Raw genomic sequence first — 18,597 nt, forward strand, 5'->3', positions numbered from 1 at the left:
TCCGGGGAGGACAGGCGTGCACCAGGGACGTGTCGTTTACGGCGCGATCGAGGAGGTCGTGTTCGGCCATCCCGCAGCCGAGGCCATCGTGGCGCAGATGGACCGGCTGGGAACGCGCCGCGCCTTCCTGATGGTCTCAGGCACGCTCAACCGGCAGACCGACGAGATCACAAGAATCAAGCTGGCGCTCGGCGCACGCTGCGCCGGACTGTTCGACGCGATGCCGGCGCACACGCCGCGCGAAGCGGTGATCGCCGCCACTCGCGCGGCGCGCGAAGTTGACGCCGACCTGATCGTCACCGTCGGTGGCGGCTCCATCACCGACGGCGCCAAGGCGGTGCAGCTCTGCCTTGCCAACGGCATCGACGATATCGAGGGCATCGACCGCATTCGCGTCCACAAGGGCGCCGCGCCGCAGATGAACGCACCCGCGGTGCGCCAGATCAGCGTGCCGACCACGATCGCCGGCGGCGAGTTCAGCGCGATCGCCGGCATCACCGACCGAGCTGCCCATGTGAAGCAGATGCTGCGGCATCCGCTCACGGTGCCGCGCGCGACCATCCTCGACCCCGCCATCACCGTACACACGCCGGAATGGCTGTTTCTGTCGACGGGTATCCGCGCCGTCGACCATTGCGTGGAAGCGATCTGCTCGCGCGAGACGCATCCCTATGCCGACGCGCAATCGGTCAAGGGCCTCGCCATGCTCGCCGACGCGCTGCCGCGGGTGAAGGCGGACCCTGCCGATCTCGACGCCCGGATGGACGCGCAGATCGGCACTTGGCTGTCGATGGGCGCGCTTTCGGCCGGCGTTCCCATGGGCGCGAGCCACGGCATCGGCTACGTGCTGGGCGGGGCTTTCGACGTGCCGCATGGCTACACCTCCTGCGTCATGCTGCCGGCGGTGATGCGCTGGAACGCGCGCGACAATGCCGAGCGCCAGATGATCGTCGCCGCCGCGATGGGCTATCCCGGTCGGAGCGCGGCCGACGTGCTCGATGCCTTCATCCGCTCGCTCGGCATGCCACGCAGCCTCGCCGACGTCGGCGTGTTGCGGGAGCATTTCGATGGCATTGCCGAACAGGCGATGCGCACGAACTGGATCCCGCGCAATCCGCGCAGGATCGACGGCCCCGCCGACGTGCGCGAAATCCTGCTTCTTGCCGCATGATCCCCAAGCCGGAGGACTGATGTACCCAGGTCAGCATGCCCGCCTACGCCCGCTTCAGCCCGCCTTCATCATGGCGGCGACAGGCGAGACCATCACCTATCGCGAGCTGGAGGCACGCAGTAACCGCCTCGCGCATCTGTTCCGGAAGCACGGCCTGAAGCGGCTCGATCACTACTCGATCTTCATGGAGAACAATTCCCGTTATCTCGAAGCCTGCGGCGCGGGCGAGCGGTCCGGCCTCTACTACACCTGCATCAACTCCTTCCTGACGCCGGGCGAGCTCGCTTATCTCCTCGTCAACAGTCGGTCCAGGATCCTGATCACGTCGGTGGCCAAGCTCGACATCGCGCGCGAGGCGATCCAGGCCTGCCCCGAGGTCAAGCTCTGCATCGTCGCCGACGGCCCCGGCGAGAGCGACCGCATCGTCGGCCTTGCCGAGGTGACCGCCGGCCTGCCGGCGACGCCGATCGCCGACGAGTGGCTCGGCACCGCCATGCTCTATTCATCGGGCACGACGGGACGGCCCAAAGGCATTTTGCGGCCGCTGCCCGAGGAGCCGCCGAGGCACAATCTGCCGCTGTTCGATTTTCTGACCAAGCTCTGGAACTACCGCGAGGGCATGGTCTATCTGTCGCCGGCGCCGCTCTATCACTCGGCGCCGCAGGCGGCCGTGAACCTCACGATCCGCATGGGCGGCACCGTGATCATCATGGAGAGCTTCGATCCCGAACGCTATCTCCAGCTCGTCGAGCGCTGGGGCATCACCCACACCCAGCTGGTGCCGACCATGTTCTCGCGCATGCTGAAGCTGCCGGAGGAGGTGCGAAAGCGCTACGACCTGTCCTCGCTCGAGATCGCGATCCACGCCGCCGCGCCCTGCCCGGCCCTGGTCAAGGACGACATGATCAAATGGTGGGGACCGATCATCCACGAATATTACGGCGCGACCGAGGGCCTCGGCTTCACCGCCTGCAACAGCGAGGAATGGCTGGCCCATCGCGGCACCGTTGGCAAGGTTCTGCTCGGCGACCTCCACATTCTCGACGAGAACATGCAGGAATGCCCGACCGGAACGCCCGGCCAGGTCTGGTTCAAGACGGCCACACCATTCGAATATTTCAACGATCCCGAGAAGACCAAGGAAGCCCGCTCGGCCGACGGCAGCATGAGCACGGTCGGCGACGTCGGCTATGTCGACCAGGACCGCTTCCTTTATCTCACCGACCGCGCCACCTTCATGATCATCTCCGGCGGGGTAAACATCTATCCGCAGGAATGCGAGAATCTGCTGATTACTCACCCGAAGGTCGCCGATGCCGCCGTGTTCGGCGTGCCCAATCCTGACCTCGGTGAAGAGGTGAAGGCGGTGGTGCAGCCGATGCCCGGCGTGGTGCCCGGCCCCGCGCTCGCGGATGAGTTGATCGCGTTCTGCGCCAAATCGCTGTCGCGGCAGAAAGTGCCGCGCTCGGTCGATTTCGAGAAGGAATTGCCGCGGCTGCCGACAGGCAAGCTGTACAAGCGGCTGCTCAGGGACCGCTATTGGGCGAACAAGGCGTCGCGGATCGTGTGAGGGCCAACGACACATTCATCGTCGTCCCCGCCTGGCGCGCAACTGCGCGCGGGGCCGGGATACCGCGTGATCCGTCCCTTCGCACCTGCACTCTCACATGATGAACGTGTGAAACCCCGCGGCCATCCGTCATCCGAATTGTCGAGGCTTCCTGCGGACTTGCCCGTTGCTTCGCTCCACCTGTCTCGCTATCGTCTGACAAACAGGCCGCAAAGGCCGTTGTCTAGGGAGGATGAGCATGCGGAGCGTGTGGGCGCTCGCCGCAATGGCGGCGCTATCTGTGCTGACGGCCTCGACCACCACGCTGGCCGGCGAGCCCAAGCAGGGCGGCATCCTGCGGATGTATCATCGCGACAGCCCCGCCAACGCCTCCATCCATGAGGGCGCGACCTACTCGCTCAACATTCCCTTCATGCCGGTGTTCAACAACCTCGTCATCTACAAGCAGGACGTGGCGCAGAACAGCATGGACAGCATCGTGCCCGAGCTCGCCGAGAGCTGGGCCTGGGCGGGCGATAACAAGACGCTGACCTTCAAGCTGCGCCAGGGCGTGAAATGGCACGACGGCAAGCCGTTCACCTCGGCCGACGTGAAATGCACCTTCGACATGCTGATGGGCAAGGCGCAGCAGAAGTTCCGGCAGAACCCGCGCAAGACCTGGTACGACCAGGTCAACGACGTCTCGACCAATGGCGACTTCGAGGTCTCGTTCAACCTGAAGCGGCCGCAGCCCTCGCTGCTGGCGCTGCTCGCCTCGGGCTACACGCCGGTCTATCCCTGCCATGTCCCGCCCGCGGAGATGCGCACGCATCCGATCGGCACCGGCCCGTTCAAGTTCGTCGAGTTCAAGGCCAACGAATCCATCAAACTGACCCGCAATCCCGATTACTGGCGCAAGGGCCGGCCCTATCTGGACGGCATCGAGTTCACCATCATCCCGAACCGCTCGACCGCGATCCTCGCCTTCATCGCCGGCAAGTTCGACATGACCTTCCCGACGGAGGTGACGATCCCGCTGGTGAAGGACGTCAAGTCGCAGGCGCCGAACGCGATCTGCGAGATCGCGCCGACCAATGTTGCCACCAACATCATCGTCAATTCGTCCTCGCCGCCGTTCGACAATGTCGACATCCGCCGCGCCATGGCGATGGCGCTCGACCGCAAGGCGTTCATCTCGATCATGTTCGAGGGCCAGGGCGACGTCGGCGGCACCATGCTGCCGCCGCCGAACGGCCTGTGGGGCATGCCCAAGGAGATGCTGGAGACCATTCCCGGATACGGCCCCGACGTGAAGGCCAATCGTGAGGAGGCCAAGAAGCTGATGCAGAAGGCCGGCTACGGGCCCGACAAGCATCTCGCCGTAAAGGTCTCCACGCGCAACATCCCGATCTATCGCGATCCCGCGGTGATCCTGATCGACCAGCTCAAGAACATCTATATTGACGGCGAGGTCGACGTGGTAGAAACAGCGAACTGGTTCCCGAAGGTCGCGCGCAAGGACTACATGATCGGGCTCAATCTCACCGGCAATGCCGTGGACGACCCCGACCAGTCCTTCTACGAGAACTATGCCTGCGGCTCGGAGCGCAACTACACCAACTATTGCAACAAGGAGATCGAAAAGCTGTTCGACGTGCAGTCACAGGAGACCAATGTCGAGAAGCGCAAGAAGCTGGTCTGGGACATCGACAAGAAGCTGCAGGAGGATGTCGCGCGGCCCATCATCTTCCACAGCCGCATGGGTAGCTGCTGGCAGCCTTACGTCAAGGGCATCACCATCATGACGAACAGCTCCTATAACGGCTATCGCTACGAGGATGCGTGGCTGGACAAGTAGCGCAGGCCGTGGGCAGCTGACGGGTTCGACGGGAGGCGGTGCATGTTTGCCTATCTGGTGCGGCGCCTATTCCTGATGCTCGTGACCCTGTTCGGGATCTCGATCGTCATCTTCTTCCTGCTGCGCATCGTGCCCGGCAACATCGTCGACATCCTGTTCGCCGCCGCCGGCTATGTCGATCCCGCCGACAAGGCCAATCTGGAGAAGGAGCTCGGCATCGACCGGCCGCTGGTCGTGCAATATTGGCACTGGATCAGCGGTTTCCTGCGCGGCGATTTCGGCTACTCCTACGTCTCGGAAAAGCCCGCGCTGCAGGAGATCCTGCCGCGGATCCCGATCACGGCGCGCCTCGCCGGCCTTGCGCTATTGTTCTCGGCCTCCATCGGCATCCCGCTCGGCGTCATCAGCGCGGTGAAACAGGGCACGAAGCTCGACTACGCCTTACGCGTCGTCAGCCTCAGCGGATTGTCGCTGCCCTCGTTCTGGCTCGGCCTGCTCATCCTCACCGCGTCGGTGGCGATGTTCGGCCAGATGCCGATCTTCAATCCGAATCCGCAGACCTGGCTCGAGGCGTTCGCCACCTACGCCGTGCCGGCCGCCGCGGTCGGCTTCCGCAGCGCAGCGCTGACCATGCGCATCGCTCGCTCCTCGATGCTGGAGGTGCTGCGGCAGGACTACATCCGCACCGCCCGTGCCAAGGGTGCCTCCGAGGCCGCCGTGAACTATCACCACGCGCTGAAGAACGCGATCCTGCCGGTCATCACCGTGATCGGCATCGAGGCCGCGTTCCTGATCGGCGGCCTGATCGTGACCGAGACCGTGTTCAACATCCCCGGCGTCGCCCGCTACCTGGTCGAGGCGATCCGCTGGCGCGACTATCCGATCGTGCAGAACCTCGTGATGTTCATCGCCGTCGTGGTGGTGTTCGCCAATTTCATCGTCGACATGCTCTACGCGGTGTTCGATCCGCGGATCAGGTACACGGATTAGGAGATCAGCTTGGCCGCGATCGACTTCGACGTTGAACTCAGGCGCGCCGGGGCGCATGCGACCGGCGGGTGGCGGCGCGTGCTGTTCATGGCGCAGCGGCATGTGCTGGGCGCGGCCGGGCTCGTCATCATGACGGCGTTCGTTCTCACCGCGATCTTCGCCGACTTCATCGCGCGCTACGATCCGCTGACGGTCGATTCCGCCCGTGCGCTGGCCCGCCCGAGCCTGGCGCACTGGATGGGCACGGACTCCTTCGGCCGCGACGTGTTCAGCCGCATCATCCACGGGGCACGGATCTCGCTCGCGGTCGGACTCGGCTCGACCGCGCTCGGCGGCATCATCGGGGTGATCGTCGGCCTGACGTCGGGCTATCTCTCCGGCTGGGTCGATCTCGTGTTCCAGCGCGTCTCGGACGTGCTCCAGGCGCTGCCGCTGCTGGTGCTCGCGCTGGTGATGACGGCCGCGCTCGGCCCGTCGCTGCCGAACGTCATCATCGCCATCGCGATTCCGCTGATCCCGACGGTCGCGCGCGTGATCCGGGCCAACACGCTGGCGCTGCGCGAGCAGCCCTTCGTGGAGGCCGCAAAATCGATCGGCATGAGCGAGATGCGCATCGCGCTCCGCCACGTGCTGCCGAACACGCTGGCGCCGCTGATCGTGCTCGCCACCGCGCAACTCGGCTCGACCATCCTCACCGAAGCTTCCCTCTCCTTCCTCGGCCTCGGCATTCCCGAGCCGTATCCGTCATGGGGCCGCATGCTCTCGGAATCCGCCGCCGAATATGTCCGCACCGCGCCCTGGCTGGTGATCTTCCCGGGCATCGCCATCAGCCTCGCCGTATTCGGCGCCAACCTGTTCGGCGACGCCCTGCGCGACGTCCTCGATCCACGGCAGCGCGGCTGATGGCTGACAAATCCGATCTCGTGCTCGACGTGAAGAACCTGAAGACGGTGTTCTTCACCAATTCAGGCCTGTTCAAGGCCGTCGACGATCTCTCCTTCAGTGTGAGACGCGGCGAGACTCTGGCAATCGTCGGCGAATCCGGCTGCGGCAAGAGCGTCACGGCGCTCTCGCTGATGCGGCTGGTGCCCGATCCGCCCGGGCGTATCGTCGGCGGCTCCGTGTCGCTCGAAGGCACCGATGTGCTGGCGCTGGAGGAAGCGGAGATGCGCAAGATCCGCGGCAACCGCATCTCCATGATCTTCCAGGAGCCGATGACTTCGCTCAACCCCGTAATGCGGATCGGCGACCAGATCGTCGAAGCCGTGCGGCTGCACCGGAACCTGTCGGCCAAGGAGGCCGGGAATATCGCAGTCGAGATGCTGCGGCTGGTGCGCATCCCCGAGCCGGCGCGGCGCGCACGGGAATATCCGCATCAGCTCTCCGGCGGCATGCGCCAGCGCGCGATGATCGCCATGGCGCTGGCCTGCCGGCCGGCGCTGCTGATCGCGGACGAGCCGACCACCGCGCTCGACGTCACCATCCAGGCGCAGATTCTGGCGCTGATCCTCGATCTCCAGAAAGAGCTCGGCACCGGCCTCGTGCTGATCACGCATGATCTCGGCGTCGTCGCGCAGACTGCGCAGCGCGTGATCGTGATGTATGCCGGTCGGAAGGTCGAGGAAGCCAGCGTCGAGGCCTTGTTTGCGGCGCCAAAACATCCCTATACGCGCGGGCTGATGGCGTCGATCCCCGCGGTACCGGCGTCCGGCGCCGCCGCGCAGGCGCGGCTGAACGAAATTCCTGGCACCGTGCCCTCGCTGGTGCGGCTGCCGCAAGGTTGCGCTTTCGCGCCGCGCTGCAAGCTCGCGATCAAGCGCTGCGAGGCCGAATATCCACCGCTCGCGGACTGGGGCGGCGGCCATCTCGCGGCGTGCTGGCGCGCCGCTGAAGTTGCGGAGGTGGCATGACCGAAGCGCTGCTCGAGGTCACCGATCTCAAGAAGCACTATCCAGTGCGCGCGGGCGTGCTGCGCCGGCGCGTCGGCACGGTGCATGCGGTCGACGGCGTGTCGTTTTCGCTTGGTATCGGCGAGACGCTCGGCCTCGTCGGCGAATCCGGCTGCGGCAAGTCGACGGTGGCGCGCAGCGTATTGCGGCTGGTGGAGCCGACCTCGGGGCAGATCCGCCTCGAAGGCGAGGACATCACCCATCTCTCCAAGTCCGATCTTCGCCCGCACCGGCGGTCGATGCAGATCGTGTTCCAGGACCCCTTCGCCTCGCTCAATCCACGCATGACCGCGGGCGACATCGTTGGCGAGCCGCTCGCCGTGCATGGCCTGGCGACCGGCAAGGCGCTGGAGGCGCGCGTCGCAAGACTGTTCGAGCAGGTGGGCCTGAGGCCGGACCAGATGCGCAACTTCCCGCATCAATTCTCCGGCGGCCAACGCCAGCGCATCTGCATCGCACGGGCGCTGGCGCTGGAGCCAAGGCTGATCGTCTGCGACGAACCGGTCTCTGCGCTCGACGTCTCGATCCAGGCGCAGGTGATCAACCTCCTGATCGACCTGCAACGCCAGCACGGCTTCTCCTATCTCTTCATCGCGCACGACCTCGCCGTGGTCGCTCATATCAGCCACCGCGTCGCCGTGATGTATCTCGGCCGCATCGTCGAGATCGCCGACAAAGACGAGCTGTTCCGAAACCCGCGGCATCCCTATACGCAGGCCCTGCTCGCTTCGGTACCGGTCGCCAATCCGCTCGCGAAAAGACTTACACCGCTGGTTGACGGCGACGTGCCGAGCCCGGTCAATCCGCCCTCGGGCTGCGCGTTTCACACCCGCTGCCGGTTCGCGATGGAGCGCTGCAAGACCGAGCGGCCGGCGCTGGCGGACGCCGGCGACGGGCATCAGGTGGCGTGTCTGCTCAATGAGGGGACGGGACGGAGCCAGTAGGCCGCAGCGCCCGGATCACCGGCCATGCTGCCAGCGCAGCAGCGAGATGCTTGAGCGTGTGGCCCGAGACGATGTGTCCGGTCGCTTCGAAGATGGTCTCGTCGCCGAGCTCGAACAGCTTGGCCAGCACGTAGAAGAAGAGCACGCCCCCGAGCGGCACGCCGATCGCGCCGGGCCGAGGCTGTGTCAAAGCCAGCCCGACTGCGAGCGCCATGCCGCCGAACTGCACGACCACCCAAGGCGTGAGATTCTCTCGTGCCACCCAGGCCGCGAGCAGGCCCGCAACCATCATCAGAACCAACACCGCTTCGCCCGCGCGCGGGCTGACGCGCTCGCTGGCCGCGATGCCCAGAAAGCCCGCGAACGCCACCGCCATGCCGAGACGATCGGCCACGAGCCGCTGCGGCATGTCGGGATCGAGGTGATAGAAACCGGAGCCCAGGCAAGTGAGGATCAGTCCGACGAAGAACCAGCTCGCACCCACGGGCGCATCCCTGCGGGCGCGCAGCCGCTCCGAGCCCCAGACACCCATCGCGAGAAAGGCGAGATTGCTCAGCACGTCGCCGGCGTTGGACACGCCGAGCCAGGAGCGCGTATCGACGAAATGCGGGATGTGCCAACTGGCGGCCGGCAGCGCGGGCGCGAAAAGTGCCGCGAGTGCGAGAGCCAACAGCGCGGCCAATAGATATTTTTCGCGGGCTTGCGGGGCGGCGAACGAGATGCGGCGCGGCACTGAGGGGAGTATGGCGCCGGACACCCGGTTGGGATCATTTGTGCGGAACATTCGGGGCTCCAAAATGACTGAACATTGTTCAACATTTGTAGCCTGAAAATGAACGAAGTTCAATGAAACTCGTATTCGAGGCGAGAAAACCTGCATCCTATTGAAACTATGTATTTTTATCCCGTAGGCGCACGGCTCGCCTTTCCAGAACGCGGGAGGCTCACGGCGCCCCCAGCGTCATTGCGAGCGCAGCGAAGCAATCCAGACCCCTCCCGCGTAAAAGATTCTGGATTGCTTCGCTGCGCTCGCAATGACGAGGAAAGAGGCTAGGTCGCTCCGATCTCGGCGACGACCCTCCCCGTCGTGACCTGCTCACCTTCAGCGACGTCGATCGCAGCAACGACGCCGTCGATGCCGGCCTTGTGGACATGCTCCATCTTCATCGCTTCCAAGGTCATCACCGGTTGACCAGCGGTGACGCGATCGCCCGGCTTGACCAACACAGCGACGACGCGGCCGTTCAGGGCCGCGCGCACCTTGCCGTCGCCGCCGTTGCTTGCCGCAGCCTTCGGTGCGGCAAGGGTGAGATCGGTCACCGCAAGCGGGATACCGCGGTGCTGGACGTATAGCCGGTCGCCGTCGCGCAGGAATTTGGCGCTGTCCATCACGCCATCATGGCGGAAGCGTATGGCGTCGGCATCGAGCCGATCGATTTCGAATCCCTCCTGGCGACCATCGGCGGCAACCATGTAGCTGCCGTCGCGCTCGCGCGTGATGTCGAGCTCGTGCGGGTGGCCGGCGATCTCGATCTTTGCGGGCATAGGAAACGTTGCCGACAGGCTGCGGCCCCTTTGCCATGACGGCGCGCGGGGATTGGTGACGTAGAGCAGCAGGCCCGCGAGCGCTGCGTCGAATGCGCCATCCGCCCGCGGCGCCAACAGCTCGTCCCGATGCGCGCCGATGAAGGCCGTCGTCGCCTCGCCCTTGGCAAAACCGGGATGACGCAGGCACGACATCAGGAACGCCTGGTTGGTGGTCACGCCGAACGCCGTGAGCTGCTCCAGGCCGACGATCAGCCGCCCCCGCGCCTCCTCGCGCGTGGCGCCGTGGCTGATGACCTTGGCGATCATGGAATCGTAGAACGGCGGGATCTCCGTGCCCGATTGCAGCGCATGCTCGACGCGGATGCCAGCGGGCGCCTGCCAGCGCGCCATGCGGCCGGACTGCGGCATGAAATCGTTTGCGGCATCTTCCGAGCAGAGCCGCACCTCGATGGCATGGCCGGAGAACCTGATGTCCTGCTGCTTGATCGGCAGCGGCTCGCCACGCGCGACGCGCAGCTGCAGCTCGACGAGATCCAGTCCGGTGATCGCCTCGGTCACGGGATGCTCGACCTGGAGCCGCGTGTTCATCTCCATGAAGTAGAACTCGCCGCTTGCATCGAGCAGGAATTCGAGCGTACCGGCACCCTCATAGCGCAGCGCCCTGACGGCGGCGACCGCGACCTCGCCCATTTTCGCGCGCAGCTCGGGCGTGACGGCGGGCGACGGCGCCTCCTCGATCAGCTTCTGGTGCCGGCGCTGCACCGAGCAGTCGCGCTCGCCGAGATGGATGGCATTGCCATGGCTGTCGCCGAACACCTGGATCTCGATGTGGCGTGGGTTCTGAATGGCGCGTTCGAGGATGACGGTGGGATCGCCGAACGCGGCCTTCGCTTCCGATCGCGCACTGCGCAACGCATCGGGAAAGGATGCCCCGTCAGTGACGAGCCGCATGCCGCGACCGCCGCCGCCGGCGACAGCCTTGATCATCACGGGGAAGCCGATCTTCCTGGCTTCCGCGAGCATGACCTCGTCGCCCTGGTCAGCGCCTTGATAGCCGGGCACGATGGGAACGCCGGCCTTCTTCATGATCTCCTTGGCGCCAGCCTTGTTGCCCATGGCTTCGATCGCCTGCGACGACGGACCGATGAAGACGAGACCGGCATCCTTGCAGGCCTGCGCGAATTCCTCGTTCTCGGCGAGGAAGCCGTAGCCGGGATGGACGGCGTCGGCGCCGCTGGCCTTGGCGGCAGCGATGATCGCGCGGATGTTGAGATAGGATTGCGCCGGCAAGGCTTCGCCGATCCGCACGGCCTGATCGGCGTGCTTGACGTGGAGCGCGTCGCGATCTGCATCCGAATAGACCGCGACGACGCCGAGCCCAAGCTGCCGCGCACTTCGCATCACGCGGATTGCAATCTCACCGCGATTGGCCACCAAAACCTTGAAGAACGGCCGGTGCTGCACTGATCCGTTCCTCATGGGCGGGCCACCGAGAACTGCATGCGCTGGGGCGTGCGCGCGTCGCCCTCGCGGCAGATCGCGAGCACCTCGGACAATACCGCGCGGGTGTCGCGCGGATCGATGACGCCATCGTCAAGCACCCGCGCGCTGGTGGAGAACACGTCCATCTGGCCGTCGAACACGCCGATGATCTGTGCCTTCATGGCCTCTAGCTTATCCTTTTCGATCGGCTTGCCGCGGCGCGCGGCGGCGGCTTCGGTCACGATGGCCATGGTCTCCGCGGCCTGCTCGCCGCCCATCACCGCGGTCTTGGCGTTGGGCCAGGAGAAGCAGAAGCGCGGATGGAAGCCGCGGCCGCACATGCCGTAATTGCCGGCGCCGAAGGAAGCGCCGCAATAGATCGTGATCTGCGGCACCGTCGCCGAGGTCACCGCCTGGATCATCTTCGAGCCGTGCTTGATCATGCCGGCTTCCTCATAGGCCTTGCCGACCATGTAGCCGGTGGTGTTGTTCAGATAGAGCAGCGGCGTACGGGTCTGGCAGCAGGCCTGGATGAAATGCGTCGCCTTGTTGGCGCCGGCAGGATCGAGCGGGCCGTTGTTGGTGATGATGCCGATGGCCTGACCCTCGATGCGGGCGTGGCCGCAGACGGTGGCGGGTCCGTAGTTCGGCGCCATCTCGGTGAAATCGGAATCATCGACGATGCGGGCGATCACCTGCTTCATGTCGACGGGCCGCTTGTGGTCCATCGGCATGATGCCAAGCAGCTCGTCCTGATCGTAGCGCGGCGGCTTGAATTGCGTAGCTGCCTTGTCCGGCCGATCCCATTCCATCGCACCCATGATCTCGCGCGCGATGCGCAGCGCGTCGCGGTCGTCCTCGGCGAGATAATCGCCAAGGCCGGAGACCTGGGTGTGCATCTCGGCGCCGCCGAGCTCTTCCTCCGTCGCGACCTCGCCGGTCGCAGCCTTCAGCAGCGGCGGCCCTGCGAGGAAAGCGCGGGTGCGGCCGCGGACCATCACGATGTAATCCGAAAGGCCGGTCTGATAGGCGCCGCCGGCGGTGGAAGAGCCGTGCGTGACGGTGACGACCGGCAGACCGGCGGCCGAGAGCCGCGCGAGGTTGCGAAAGATGTTGCCGCCGCGAACGAAATCCTCGACGCGGTAGCGCAACAGATTGGCGCCGGCACTTTCGACGAGCTGGACGTAAGGCAGCTTGTTCTCCAGCGCGAGCTCCTGCACCCGCAGCGTCTTGTCGAGGCCGTAGGGCTGCAGCGCGCCAGCATCGATGCCGGCGTCGTTGGCGCTGACCATACAGCGGATGCCCGAGACGAAGCCGATGCCGGCGATGACGCCGCCACCCGGCACGCTCTTGGCCGCATCCGGCACGTCGAACATGTAGCCGGCGAGCGTCGACAGCTCGATGAAGGGCGCGCCGGGATCGAGCACCAGCGCGACGCGCTCGCGCGGTAGCAGCTGGCCACGCTTGTGGAAGCGGTCTTTGGCGGCCGCCGAGGCCGCACGCGTGCGCTCCTCCAGCGCGCGCATGCGCTCGATCAGACCGAGCATGCCGTCGCGGTTGGCCTGGTAGGCGGCGCTGCCGGAGGAGATGGTGTTTTCGAGAATGGACACAGTTTACTCCGTCATTCCGGGGCGATGCGGAGCATCGAACCCGGAATCTCGAGGTTCCGGGTTCGCGCTGCCGCGCGCCCCGGAACGACGTTCAGCGATTCGTCCCAAAGATCTTCCGCGCCTCGGCGGGGCTTGCGATCTCGCGGCCTGCGCGGCGGGCGCAGGCGGCGATGGCCTCGATGAGCTGGCCGTTCGACGTCACCTTCTTGCCGTCGGCGAGATAGAATGTATCCTCCAGCCCCGTGCGCAAATGGCCGCCGAGCTCGGCGCAACGCTGGTGCAACGGCCAGATCTCCTCGCGGCCGATCGCCGTGACCTGGAAATGCGCTTCTGGACGCTTCAGCTTGATCAGGATCGGCAACAGCTCGGGATCGGCAGGCATCCCTGAGGCGACCCCCATCACGAAGTTGTATTCGAGCGGACCTTTGTACATGCCGACCTGGTGGTACATGCCGACGCAGCGGACGATGCCGACGTCGAAGCACTCGAACTCGGGGATGGTGCCGATGGCGTTCATGACGTCGAGATAGTCTTTCACCTTCTCGACCGCGTTGTCGAACATCATCGGCGGCCAGGCCCAGGTGTTGTCCGACTTGACCTTCAGGTAATTCAGCGAGCCGGCGTTGCAGGCCGCGATCTCGGGCTTGGTTTCTCGGATGCAGTCGAGCGCGCCCGAGTAGTTCGGACCTGAGACGCCCGAGGTGTGGTTGATGATGACCCCGGGACAGGCCTCGCGGATCGCCTGCTGGATCTCCCTGCTGACCGCGACCTCCCAGGACGGCAGGTGCCCCTTGTTCGGCGCCTGCTGGCGCAGATGGATGTGCATGACGGACGCGCCGGCATCGAAAGCAGCCTTGGCCTCGCGCGCCATCTGCTCGGGCGTCACGGGCACGTTGTGCTGCTTCGGGTCGGTGAGCACGCCGTTCAGCGCGCAGGTGATGACGGCCTTGTCGCTCATGCCAAAAATGTCTCGCACGTTGAGAATTCAACGGTTGCGATCATGTGACGCGCGGGGATGCGGCTTCTTGCGCGGAGAAGCTGAGTACAGGATAGGAAATCGTAGGGTGGGCAAAGGCGCTCTTGCGCCGTGCCCACCATTCTCCGTGTCTGGCAAAGATGGTGGGCACGCTTCGCTTTGCCCACCCTACAAGAACGGCGCTAGCTCGCCTCTGCCAGCCGCACAGTCTCGTTGCTGCGGTAGATCGCAAGGTCGCGCGAGCCGACGAAGATCGCACGCGGCTTCAAACCGTAGAAGCGGCGGATCGAGTGGCTGAAATGCGTGGAATCGGGATAGCCGATATCCTGCGCGAGATGGGCGAGGTTGAGGTCCTGGTTGGCGAAGTGCAGCAGATGCCGCGCGCGCTTCCAGGCGCGGAAGGAGCGGAACGAGATGCCGGTCTCTTCCTTGAACAGATGCAGGAAGCGCGAGGCGGATAGGCCCGCTTCAGCCGCGCAAGTGTCGGCCGTCACCGGCTCGCCGGAGAAGCGCTCGATGCGGGCGACCGCGCGCATCACGCGCGGGTCGAGCACGCGGCGCGGCAGCGGCTCGCCAAAACACATCTCGTCGAACTCGGCGGTGGTGAGGTCGCCATAGCGGCGCTGGCGCAGCAGCGCATAGGCGGCGAGGATCTTGCGGGCATAGGCGGCCTTGTCCGGGCCCCGCAGCCGATCGGCCAGAGCTTCGATCACGCCATCCGGCATGCTTTCCGGCTCCAGCGTCACGCTGATCGCAGTCCGGTAGTCGCTCGCAATCGAATGGCGCTGGTTAGGCAGGGTCACGATCAATTCGTCTGATGTGTGCACGTCGTCGATCGTCAGATGCAGGCTGCCCTTCACCGCGACATAGACATGGCAGCAACCGGGGGTCCGCTTGCGGGGCCGGCCAAGCAGGCCGGCATAGAACACGCGCTCCGGTGTGATCAGCATCAGATGGTCGGATTCGCGACCGATATATTCCATTGGGTTCCTCCTCGCGCGGCTCTCTGGCCGCTGCGGACGGAGGTCACCTTAGCGGAAATTTGGGCGCTGTCACGACGCGATAGCGCTGTCATGAGACGCAAACCGCTGGCATTCCAGCAGGATGAGTAGCGTTCGGAACCGTCCATCCCGTCGTCTGACAAGCAAAGCGAAGCGGACCGCAGAGCCAGGACGACGGCGGAGATTATCCTCTCACCCGCGGCGCAACATTCTGCTGCTTTCCGGCCGCTTGCTCCGCAGCAACCGCGCGCTTGAAGCCGTCCCGCTGTTGCAGGCGCGCCCAATAGGCTGCGACATTTGGCCCGAAATCCCTGGCGAGGCCGATGTTATCGGCGAGGCGAAGCGCGTAACCGATGACAATGTCAGCGGCGGTGAAGCGGCCTGCGCATAAAGTTTCGGCATTCGCGGTCGCTGCCTCGACGGCGCGCAGGCGTCCCAGGAACCATTTGGCATAGTCGCCGGCGACCTGCGGATTGCGCCGCTCCTCCGGCTCGAGCTGGGTGTATCTGAGCACCAGCGTCTGCGGGAAGGTTAACGTGGCATCGCTGAAATACATCCAGTTCAGGAACGCGCCATAGGCGGGATCCTCCGGGCCGACCATCAGCGGCGTCGGACCATATTTGATGCCGAGATAATGGCAGATTCCGGAAGACTCGGTCATCCGCGTCTCGCCGTCGATCAGGAAGGGGATGGTGCCGAGCGGATTGAGCGCAAGATAGTCCTTGGCGAAGACCCGCGGGGGAAACGGCAGCATCTTCAACTCGTACGGCAGCCCCATCTCCTCGAGCATCCAGAGCGGACGGAACGAGCGAGCAGCGTCGCAGTGATAGAGCGTGATCATCAAGCGCTTCCTTTGCTGCCGGGCAGCGTGCCCATCATCTTGCACAGGACCATCAGCATGACCTCGTCAGCGCCGCCGCCAATCGAGGTCAGGCGGCTGTCGCGATAGGCGCGGCTCACCGGCGTCTCGTTGGTAAAGCCCATTCCCCCCCAATATTGCAAGCAGGCGTCGGTGAGCTCACGCCCGAGCCGCCCGGCCTTCAGCTTGGCCATGGTCGCAAGCCGCGTCACATCCTCGCCGGCGACCAGTTGCTCCGCGGCGCGATAGATCAGCGCACGCAACAGCTCGACCTCGGTCTGCATCTCCGCCAGCTTGAAGTGCACGACCTGGTTATCGAGGATCGACTTGCCGAAGGCCTGGCGGTTGCGGGTGTATTCGATGGTCTGTTCGATGATGTATTCATGCGCCTTCAGGCAGGCGGCCGCGCCCCACAGCCGCTCCTCCTGGAATTGGATCATCTGATAGGTGAAGCCCTTGCCCTCCTCTCCGATCCGGTTGCGCTTGGGCACGCGGACATTGTCGAAGAAGATCTGCGCGGTGTCCGACGAGCGCATGCCCATCTTGTCGAGCTTACGCGCCACCGTGACGCCCTTGCTCTTCATGGGCACGCAGATCAGCGACTTGTTGCGGTGAACGGGCCCCTCGCCGGTATTGGCGAGCAGGCAGATCCAGTCGGCCTGGGTGCCGTTGGTGATCCACATCTTGCCGCCATTGATGACGTAGTCGTCGCCGTCCGAGCGCGCGTTGGTTTTGATCGAGGCCACGTCCGATCCGGCGCCGGGCTCGGAGACGCCGATGCAGGCGACATAGTCGCCTGATATCGAGGGGCTGAGAAACTCGCGCCGCACCTCGTCCGAGCCGAACCGCGCCAGCGCCGGGGTCGCCATGTCGGTCTGCACCCCGATCGCCATCGGCACGCCGCCGCAGGTGATGGCGCCCAGTTCCTCCGCCATCATCAGCGCATAGGAATAGTCGAGGCCCGAGCCGCCGAACACGGTGGGCTTGTTCAGACCGAGAAAGCCGAGGCTGCCCATCTTCTTGAACAGCTCGTGGGCCGGGAAGATGTCGGCCTTCTCCCACTCATCGACACGAGGATTGATCTCGTTGGCGATGAACTTCTGCAGGGAGCGGCGGATGTCGTCGTGGTCGGCGGTGAATAGCATTTTTTGTCAGCTCAGCTCTCGTATCTCTGATGTGCTCGTCATGGCCGGGCTTGTCCCGGCCATCCACGGCTTCGTCACCCGGCAGAAGAACGTGGATGCCCGGGACAAGCCCGGGCATGACGGAGAATGCGGCTACAACCCCATCTGCCGCGACGCCAGGTCCTTCATGATCTCCTCAGTGCCGCCGCCGATGGCGTTGACCTTGACCTCGCGGTAGATGCGCTCGGCCTTGATGCCGCGCATGAAGCCGGCGCCGCCGAAGATCTGCACCGCCTCAGAGGCGCAGAAAGCCATGGTCTGGGTCGCCTGGTTCTTCATCATGCAGATTTCGGCGACCGGGCTCTCGCCCTGCTCGAGCCGCCAGGCCAGCATCTCCAGCATCGCTTGCGAGGCCGCGACCTTCTGTGCCATGTCGACGATCTTGTGGCGGATGACCTGATGCTGGGCCAGCGGCTTGCCGAAGGTCTTGCGCTCCTTGGCGTAGGCGATCGCCTCGTCGACACAGACCCGCGCGAAGGCGGTGCAGCTGGCGGCCATGCCCATGCGCTCGCTGTTGAAGTTCTGCATGATGATCTTGAAGCCCTGCCCCTCTTCGCCGATCAAGTTTTCGGCCGGCACGCGGCACTCGTCGAAATGCACGGTCGCGGTGTCGGAGGCCCACCAGCCCATCTTCTTCAGCTTGGTCCGCGACAGGCCGGGCGTATCTCCCTCGATCAGGAGCAGGCTGACGCCGCCGGCGCCCTCGCCGCCGGTACGCACGGCAACGGTCAGATAATCGGCACGCACGCCCGAGGTGATGAAGGTCTTCTCGCCGCTCACGACGTAGTGATCGCCATCGCGGCGCGCCCGGGTGCGCAGGTTGGCGACATCGGAGCCGCCGCCCGGCTCGGTGATCGCGAGCGCGGAGATCTTCTCGCCGGCCAGCACCTGCGGCAGCACGCGTGCCTTCACCTCGGGACGCGCCGCGCGGGCGATCGGAGGCGAGCCGATGGTGTGGCTCATCAGGCTGGCGCTGACGCCGCCGGCGCCGGCCCGCGCGAGCTCCTGGCTGGCCACGATCTTCATGAACTGATCGGCGGCGATGCCGCCATATTCCTCGGGGAATCCGAGGCCCAAGAGGCCGATCTCGGCCGCCTTGCGATAGAGCGCGCGCGGGAATTCGCCGGCCTCGTCCCATTCATGGGCGAACGGGGTGATCTCCTTGTCGACGAAGCGACGCATGACGTCGCGGAAGGCGTCGTGCTCCGCAGTATAGAACGGGCTCTTCATGGCACTCGCGCCTCGGACGGATTCGTCCAGCCACCATGGCCGGAACATTGTTGGTTCACTTGCGTGGAGTGGCTGATCCAGATCAGCCGGTTCGCGCGGCCGATGTCCTAGCAACTGAACGCAAGACGATTTTCGCTCCTCGCAGGCCAACTCCGCATCAAAAAAACGTGGTGCACAGACTCCGGCTGGCCCCAGGGCCATGCCGGGCATGGTGCACGACAATGGACACGCAGGCGGCGCGAAGCC

At 65.2% G+C, this 18,597-nt stretch carries 15 protein-coding genes; 7 read left to right on the forward strand and 8 right to left on the reverse strand.

Annotated elements, in window-relative coordinates:
* Positions 1 to 16 precede the first annotated feature (16 nt).
* The 7 genes from LPJ38_RS02545 to LPJ38_RS02575 all read left to right on the forward strand — a co-directional run bounded on the left by LPJ38_RS02545 (position 17) and on the right by LPJ38_RS02575 (position 8,461).
* Positions 17 to 1,171, forward strand: a complete 1,155-nt coding sequence (locus LPJ38_RS02545; RefSeq protein ID WP_145638539.1) for an iron-containing alcohol dehydrogenase — start codon at positions 17 to 19, stop codon at positions 1,169 to 1,171.
* 19 nt (positions 1,172 to 1,190) lie between these two features.
* On the forward strand, positions 1,191 to 2,741 hold the full coding sequence (locus LPJ38_RS02550; RefSeq protein ID WP_145638537.1) for an AMP-binding protein: 1,551 nt from the start codon (positions 1,191 to 1,193) through the stop codon (positions 2,739 to 2,741).
* A gap of 238 nt (positions 2,742 to 2,979) precedes the next feature.
* The gene (locus tag LPJ38_RS02555; protein ID WP_145638536.1) at positions 2,980 to 4,578 is read left to right on the forward strand and encodes an ABC transporter substrate-binding protein; all 1,599 of its coding nucleotides are present in this window, start codon (positions 2,980 to 2,982) and stop codon (positions 4,576 to 4,578) included.
* Between the two features lie 42 nt (positions 4,579 to 4,620).
* Positions 4,621 to 5,568, forward strand: a complete 948-nt coding sequence (locus tag LPJ38_RS02560; RefSeq protein WP_145638534.1) for an ABC transporter permease — start codon at positions 4,621 to 4,623, stop codon at positions 5,566 to 5,568.
* A gap of 9 nt (positions 5,569 to 5,577) precedes the next feature.
* Entirely contained in the window at positions 5,578 to 6,471 is an 894-nt protein-coding gene (locus tag LPJ38_RS02565; protein WP_061850745.1) for an ABC transporter permease, read from the forward strand.
* Positions 6,471 to 7,478, forward strand: coding sequence for an ABC transporter ATP-binding protein (locus tag LPJ38_RS02570; protein ID WP_145638532.1), 1,008 nt, complete (start codon positions 6,471 to 6,473; stop codon positions 7,476 to 7,478). Before LPJ38_RS02565 ends, LPJ38_RS02570 begins: the two co-directional genes overlap by 1 nt.
* On the forward strand, positions 7,475 to 8,461 hold the full coding sequence (locus LPJ38_RS02575; protein ID WP_145638530.1) for an ABC transporter ATP-binding protein: 987 nt from the start codon (positions 7,475 to 7,477) through the stop codon (positions 8,459 to 8,461). Before LPJ38_RS02570 ends, LPJ38_RS02575 begins: the two co-directional genes overlap by 4 nt.
* On the opposite strand, the gene LPJ38_RS02580 is transcribed toward LPJ38_RS02575, so the two are convergent.
* From LPJ38_RS02580 to LPJ38_RS02615, 8 genes are all read right to left on the reverse strand, one after another.
* The gene (locus LPJ38_RS02580) at positions 8,433 to 9,245 is read right to left on the reverse strand and encodes a hypothetical protein (RefSeq protein WP_145638528.1); all 813 of its coding nucleotides are present in this window, start codon (positions 9,243 to 9,245) and stop codon (positions 8,433 to 8,435) included. The genes LPJ38_RS02575 and LPJ38_RS02580 overlap by 29 nt on opposite strands.
* Positions 9,246 to 9,511: 266 nt before the next feature.
* The gene (locus tag LPJ38_RS02585) at positions 9,512 to 11,488 is read right to left on the reverse strand and encodes an acetyl-CoA carboxylase biotin carboxylase subunit (protein ID WP_145638526.1); all 1,977 of its coding nucleotides are present in this window, start codon (positions 11,486 to 11,488) and stop codon (positions 9,512 to 9,514) included.
* Positions 11,485 to 13,101: an acyl-CoA carboxylase subunit beta gene (locus tag LPJ38_RS02590; protein ID WP_145638524.1), complete on the reverse strand. Its 1,617-nt coding sequence runs from the start codon at positions 13,099 to 13,101 to the stop codon at positions 11,485 to 11,487. The genes LPJ38_RS02585 and LPJ38_RS02590 overlap by 4 nt, the downstream gene beginning before the upstream one ends.
* 91 nt (positions 13,102 to 13,192) lie before the next feature.
* A complete protein-coding gene (locus LPJ38_RS02595; RefSeq protein ID WP_145638522.1) occupies positions 13,193 to 14,059 on the reverse strand; it encodes a beta-keto acid cleavage family enzyme in 867 nt (288 codons plus the stop codon).
* A 200-nt stretch (positions 14,060 to 14,259) separates the two neighbouring features.
* Positions 14,260 to 15,060 (reverse strand): helix-turn-helix domain-containing protein, encoded by an 801-nt coding sequence (locus LPJ38_RS02600; protein ID WP_145638520.1) that lies wholly within the window; start codon positions 15,058 to 15,060, stop codon positions 14,260 to 14,262.
* A gap of 202 nt (positions 15,061 to 15,262) precedes the next feature.
* Positions 15,263 to 15,919: a glutathione S-transferase family protein gene (locus LPJ38_RS02605; protein WP_145638518.1), complete on the reverse strand. Its 657-nt coding sequence runs from the start codon at positions 15,917 to 15,919 to the stop codon at positions 15,263 to 15,265.
* On the reverse strand, positions 15,919 to 17,082 hold the full coding sequence (locus tag LPJ38_RS02610; RefSeq protein ID WP_145638516.1) for an acyl-CoA dehydrogenase family protein: 1,164 nt from the start codon (positions 17,080 to 17,082) through the stop codon (positions 15,919 to 15,921). The genes LPJ38_RS02605 and LPJ38_RS02610 overlap by 1 nt, the downstream gene beginning before the upstream one ends.
* A gap of 132 nt (positions 17,083 to 17,214) precedes the next feature.
* On the reverse strand, positions 17,215 to 18,351 hold the full coding sequence (locus tag LPJ38_RS02615; RefSeq protein ID WP_167520608.1) for an acyl-CoA dehydrogenase family protein: 1,137 nt from the start codon (positions 18,349 to 18,351) through the stop codon (positions 17,215 to 17,217).
* Positions 18,352 to 18,597 lie beyond the last annotated feature (246 nt).

Source organism: Bradyrhizobium daqingense (genome assembly GCF_021044685.1).
GTDB lineage: Bacteria > Pseudomonadota > Alphaproteobacteria > Rhizobiales > Xanthobacteraceae > Bradyrhizobium > Bradyrhizobium daqingense.

Coding starts and splice junctions, on each gene's coding strand:
- LPJ38_RS02610 (WP_145638516.1), bottom strand. CDS start 17,082: ATGCTATTCACCGCCGACCACGACGACATCCGCCGCTCCCTGCAGAAG.
- LPJ38_RS02595 (WP_145638522.1), bottom strand. CDS start 14,059: ATGAGCGACAAGGCCGTCATCACCTGCGCGCTGAACGGCGTGCTCACC.
- LPJ38_RS02615 (WP_167520608.1), bottom strand. CDS start 18,351: ATGAAGAGCCCGTTCTATACTGCGGAGCACGACGCCTTCCGCGACGTC.
- LPJ38_RS02600 (WP_145638520.1), bottom strand. CDS start 15,060: ATGGAATATATCGGTCGCGAATCCGACCATCTGATGCTGATCACACCG.
- LPJ38_RS02605 (WP_145638518.1), bottom strand. CDS start 15,919: ATGATCACGCTCTATCACTGCGACGCTGCTCGCTCGTTCCGTCCGCTC.
- LPJ38_RS02575 (WP_145638530.1), top strand. CDS start 7,475: ATGACCGAAGCGCTGCTCGAGGTCACCGATCTCAAGAAGCACTATCCA.
- LPJ38_RS02580 (WP_145638528.1), bottom strand. CDS start 9,245: ATGTTCCGCACAAATGATCCCAACCGGGTGTCCGGCGCCATACTCCCC.
- LPJ38_RS02555 (WP_145638536.1), top strand. CDS start 2,980: ATGCGGAGCGTGTGGGCGCTCGCCGCAATGGCGGCGCTATCTGTGCTG.
- LPJ38_RS02570 (WP_145638532.1), top strand. CDS start 6,471: ATGGCTGACAAATCCGATCTCGTGCTCGACGTGAAGAACCTGAAGACG.
- LPJ38_RS02585 (WP_145638526.1), bottom strand. CDS start 11,488: ATGAGGAACGGATCAGTGCAGCACCGGCCGTTCTTCAAGGTTTTGGTG.
- LPJ38_RS02550 (WP_145638537.1), top strand. CDS start 1,191: ATGTACCCAGGTCAGCATGCCCGCCTACGCCCGCTTCAGCCCGCCTTC.
- LPJ38_RS02560 (WP_145638534.1), top strand. CDS start 4,621: ATGTTTGCCTATCTGGTGCGGCGCCTATTCCTGATGCTCGTGACCCTG.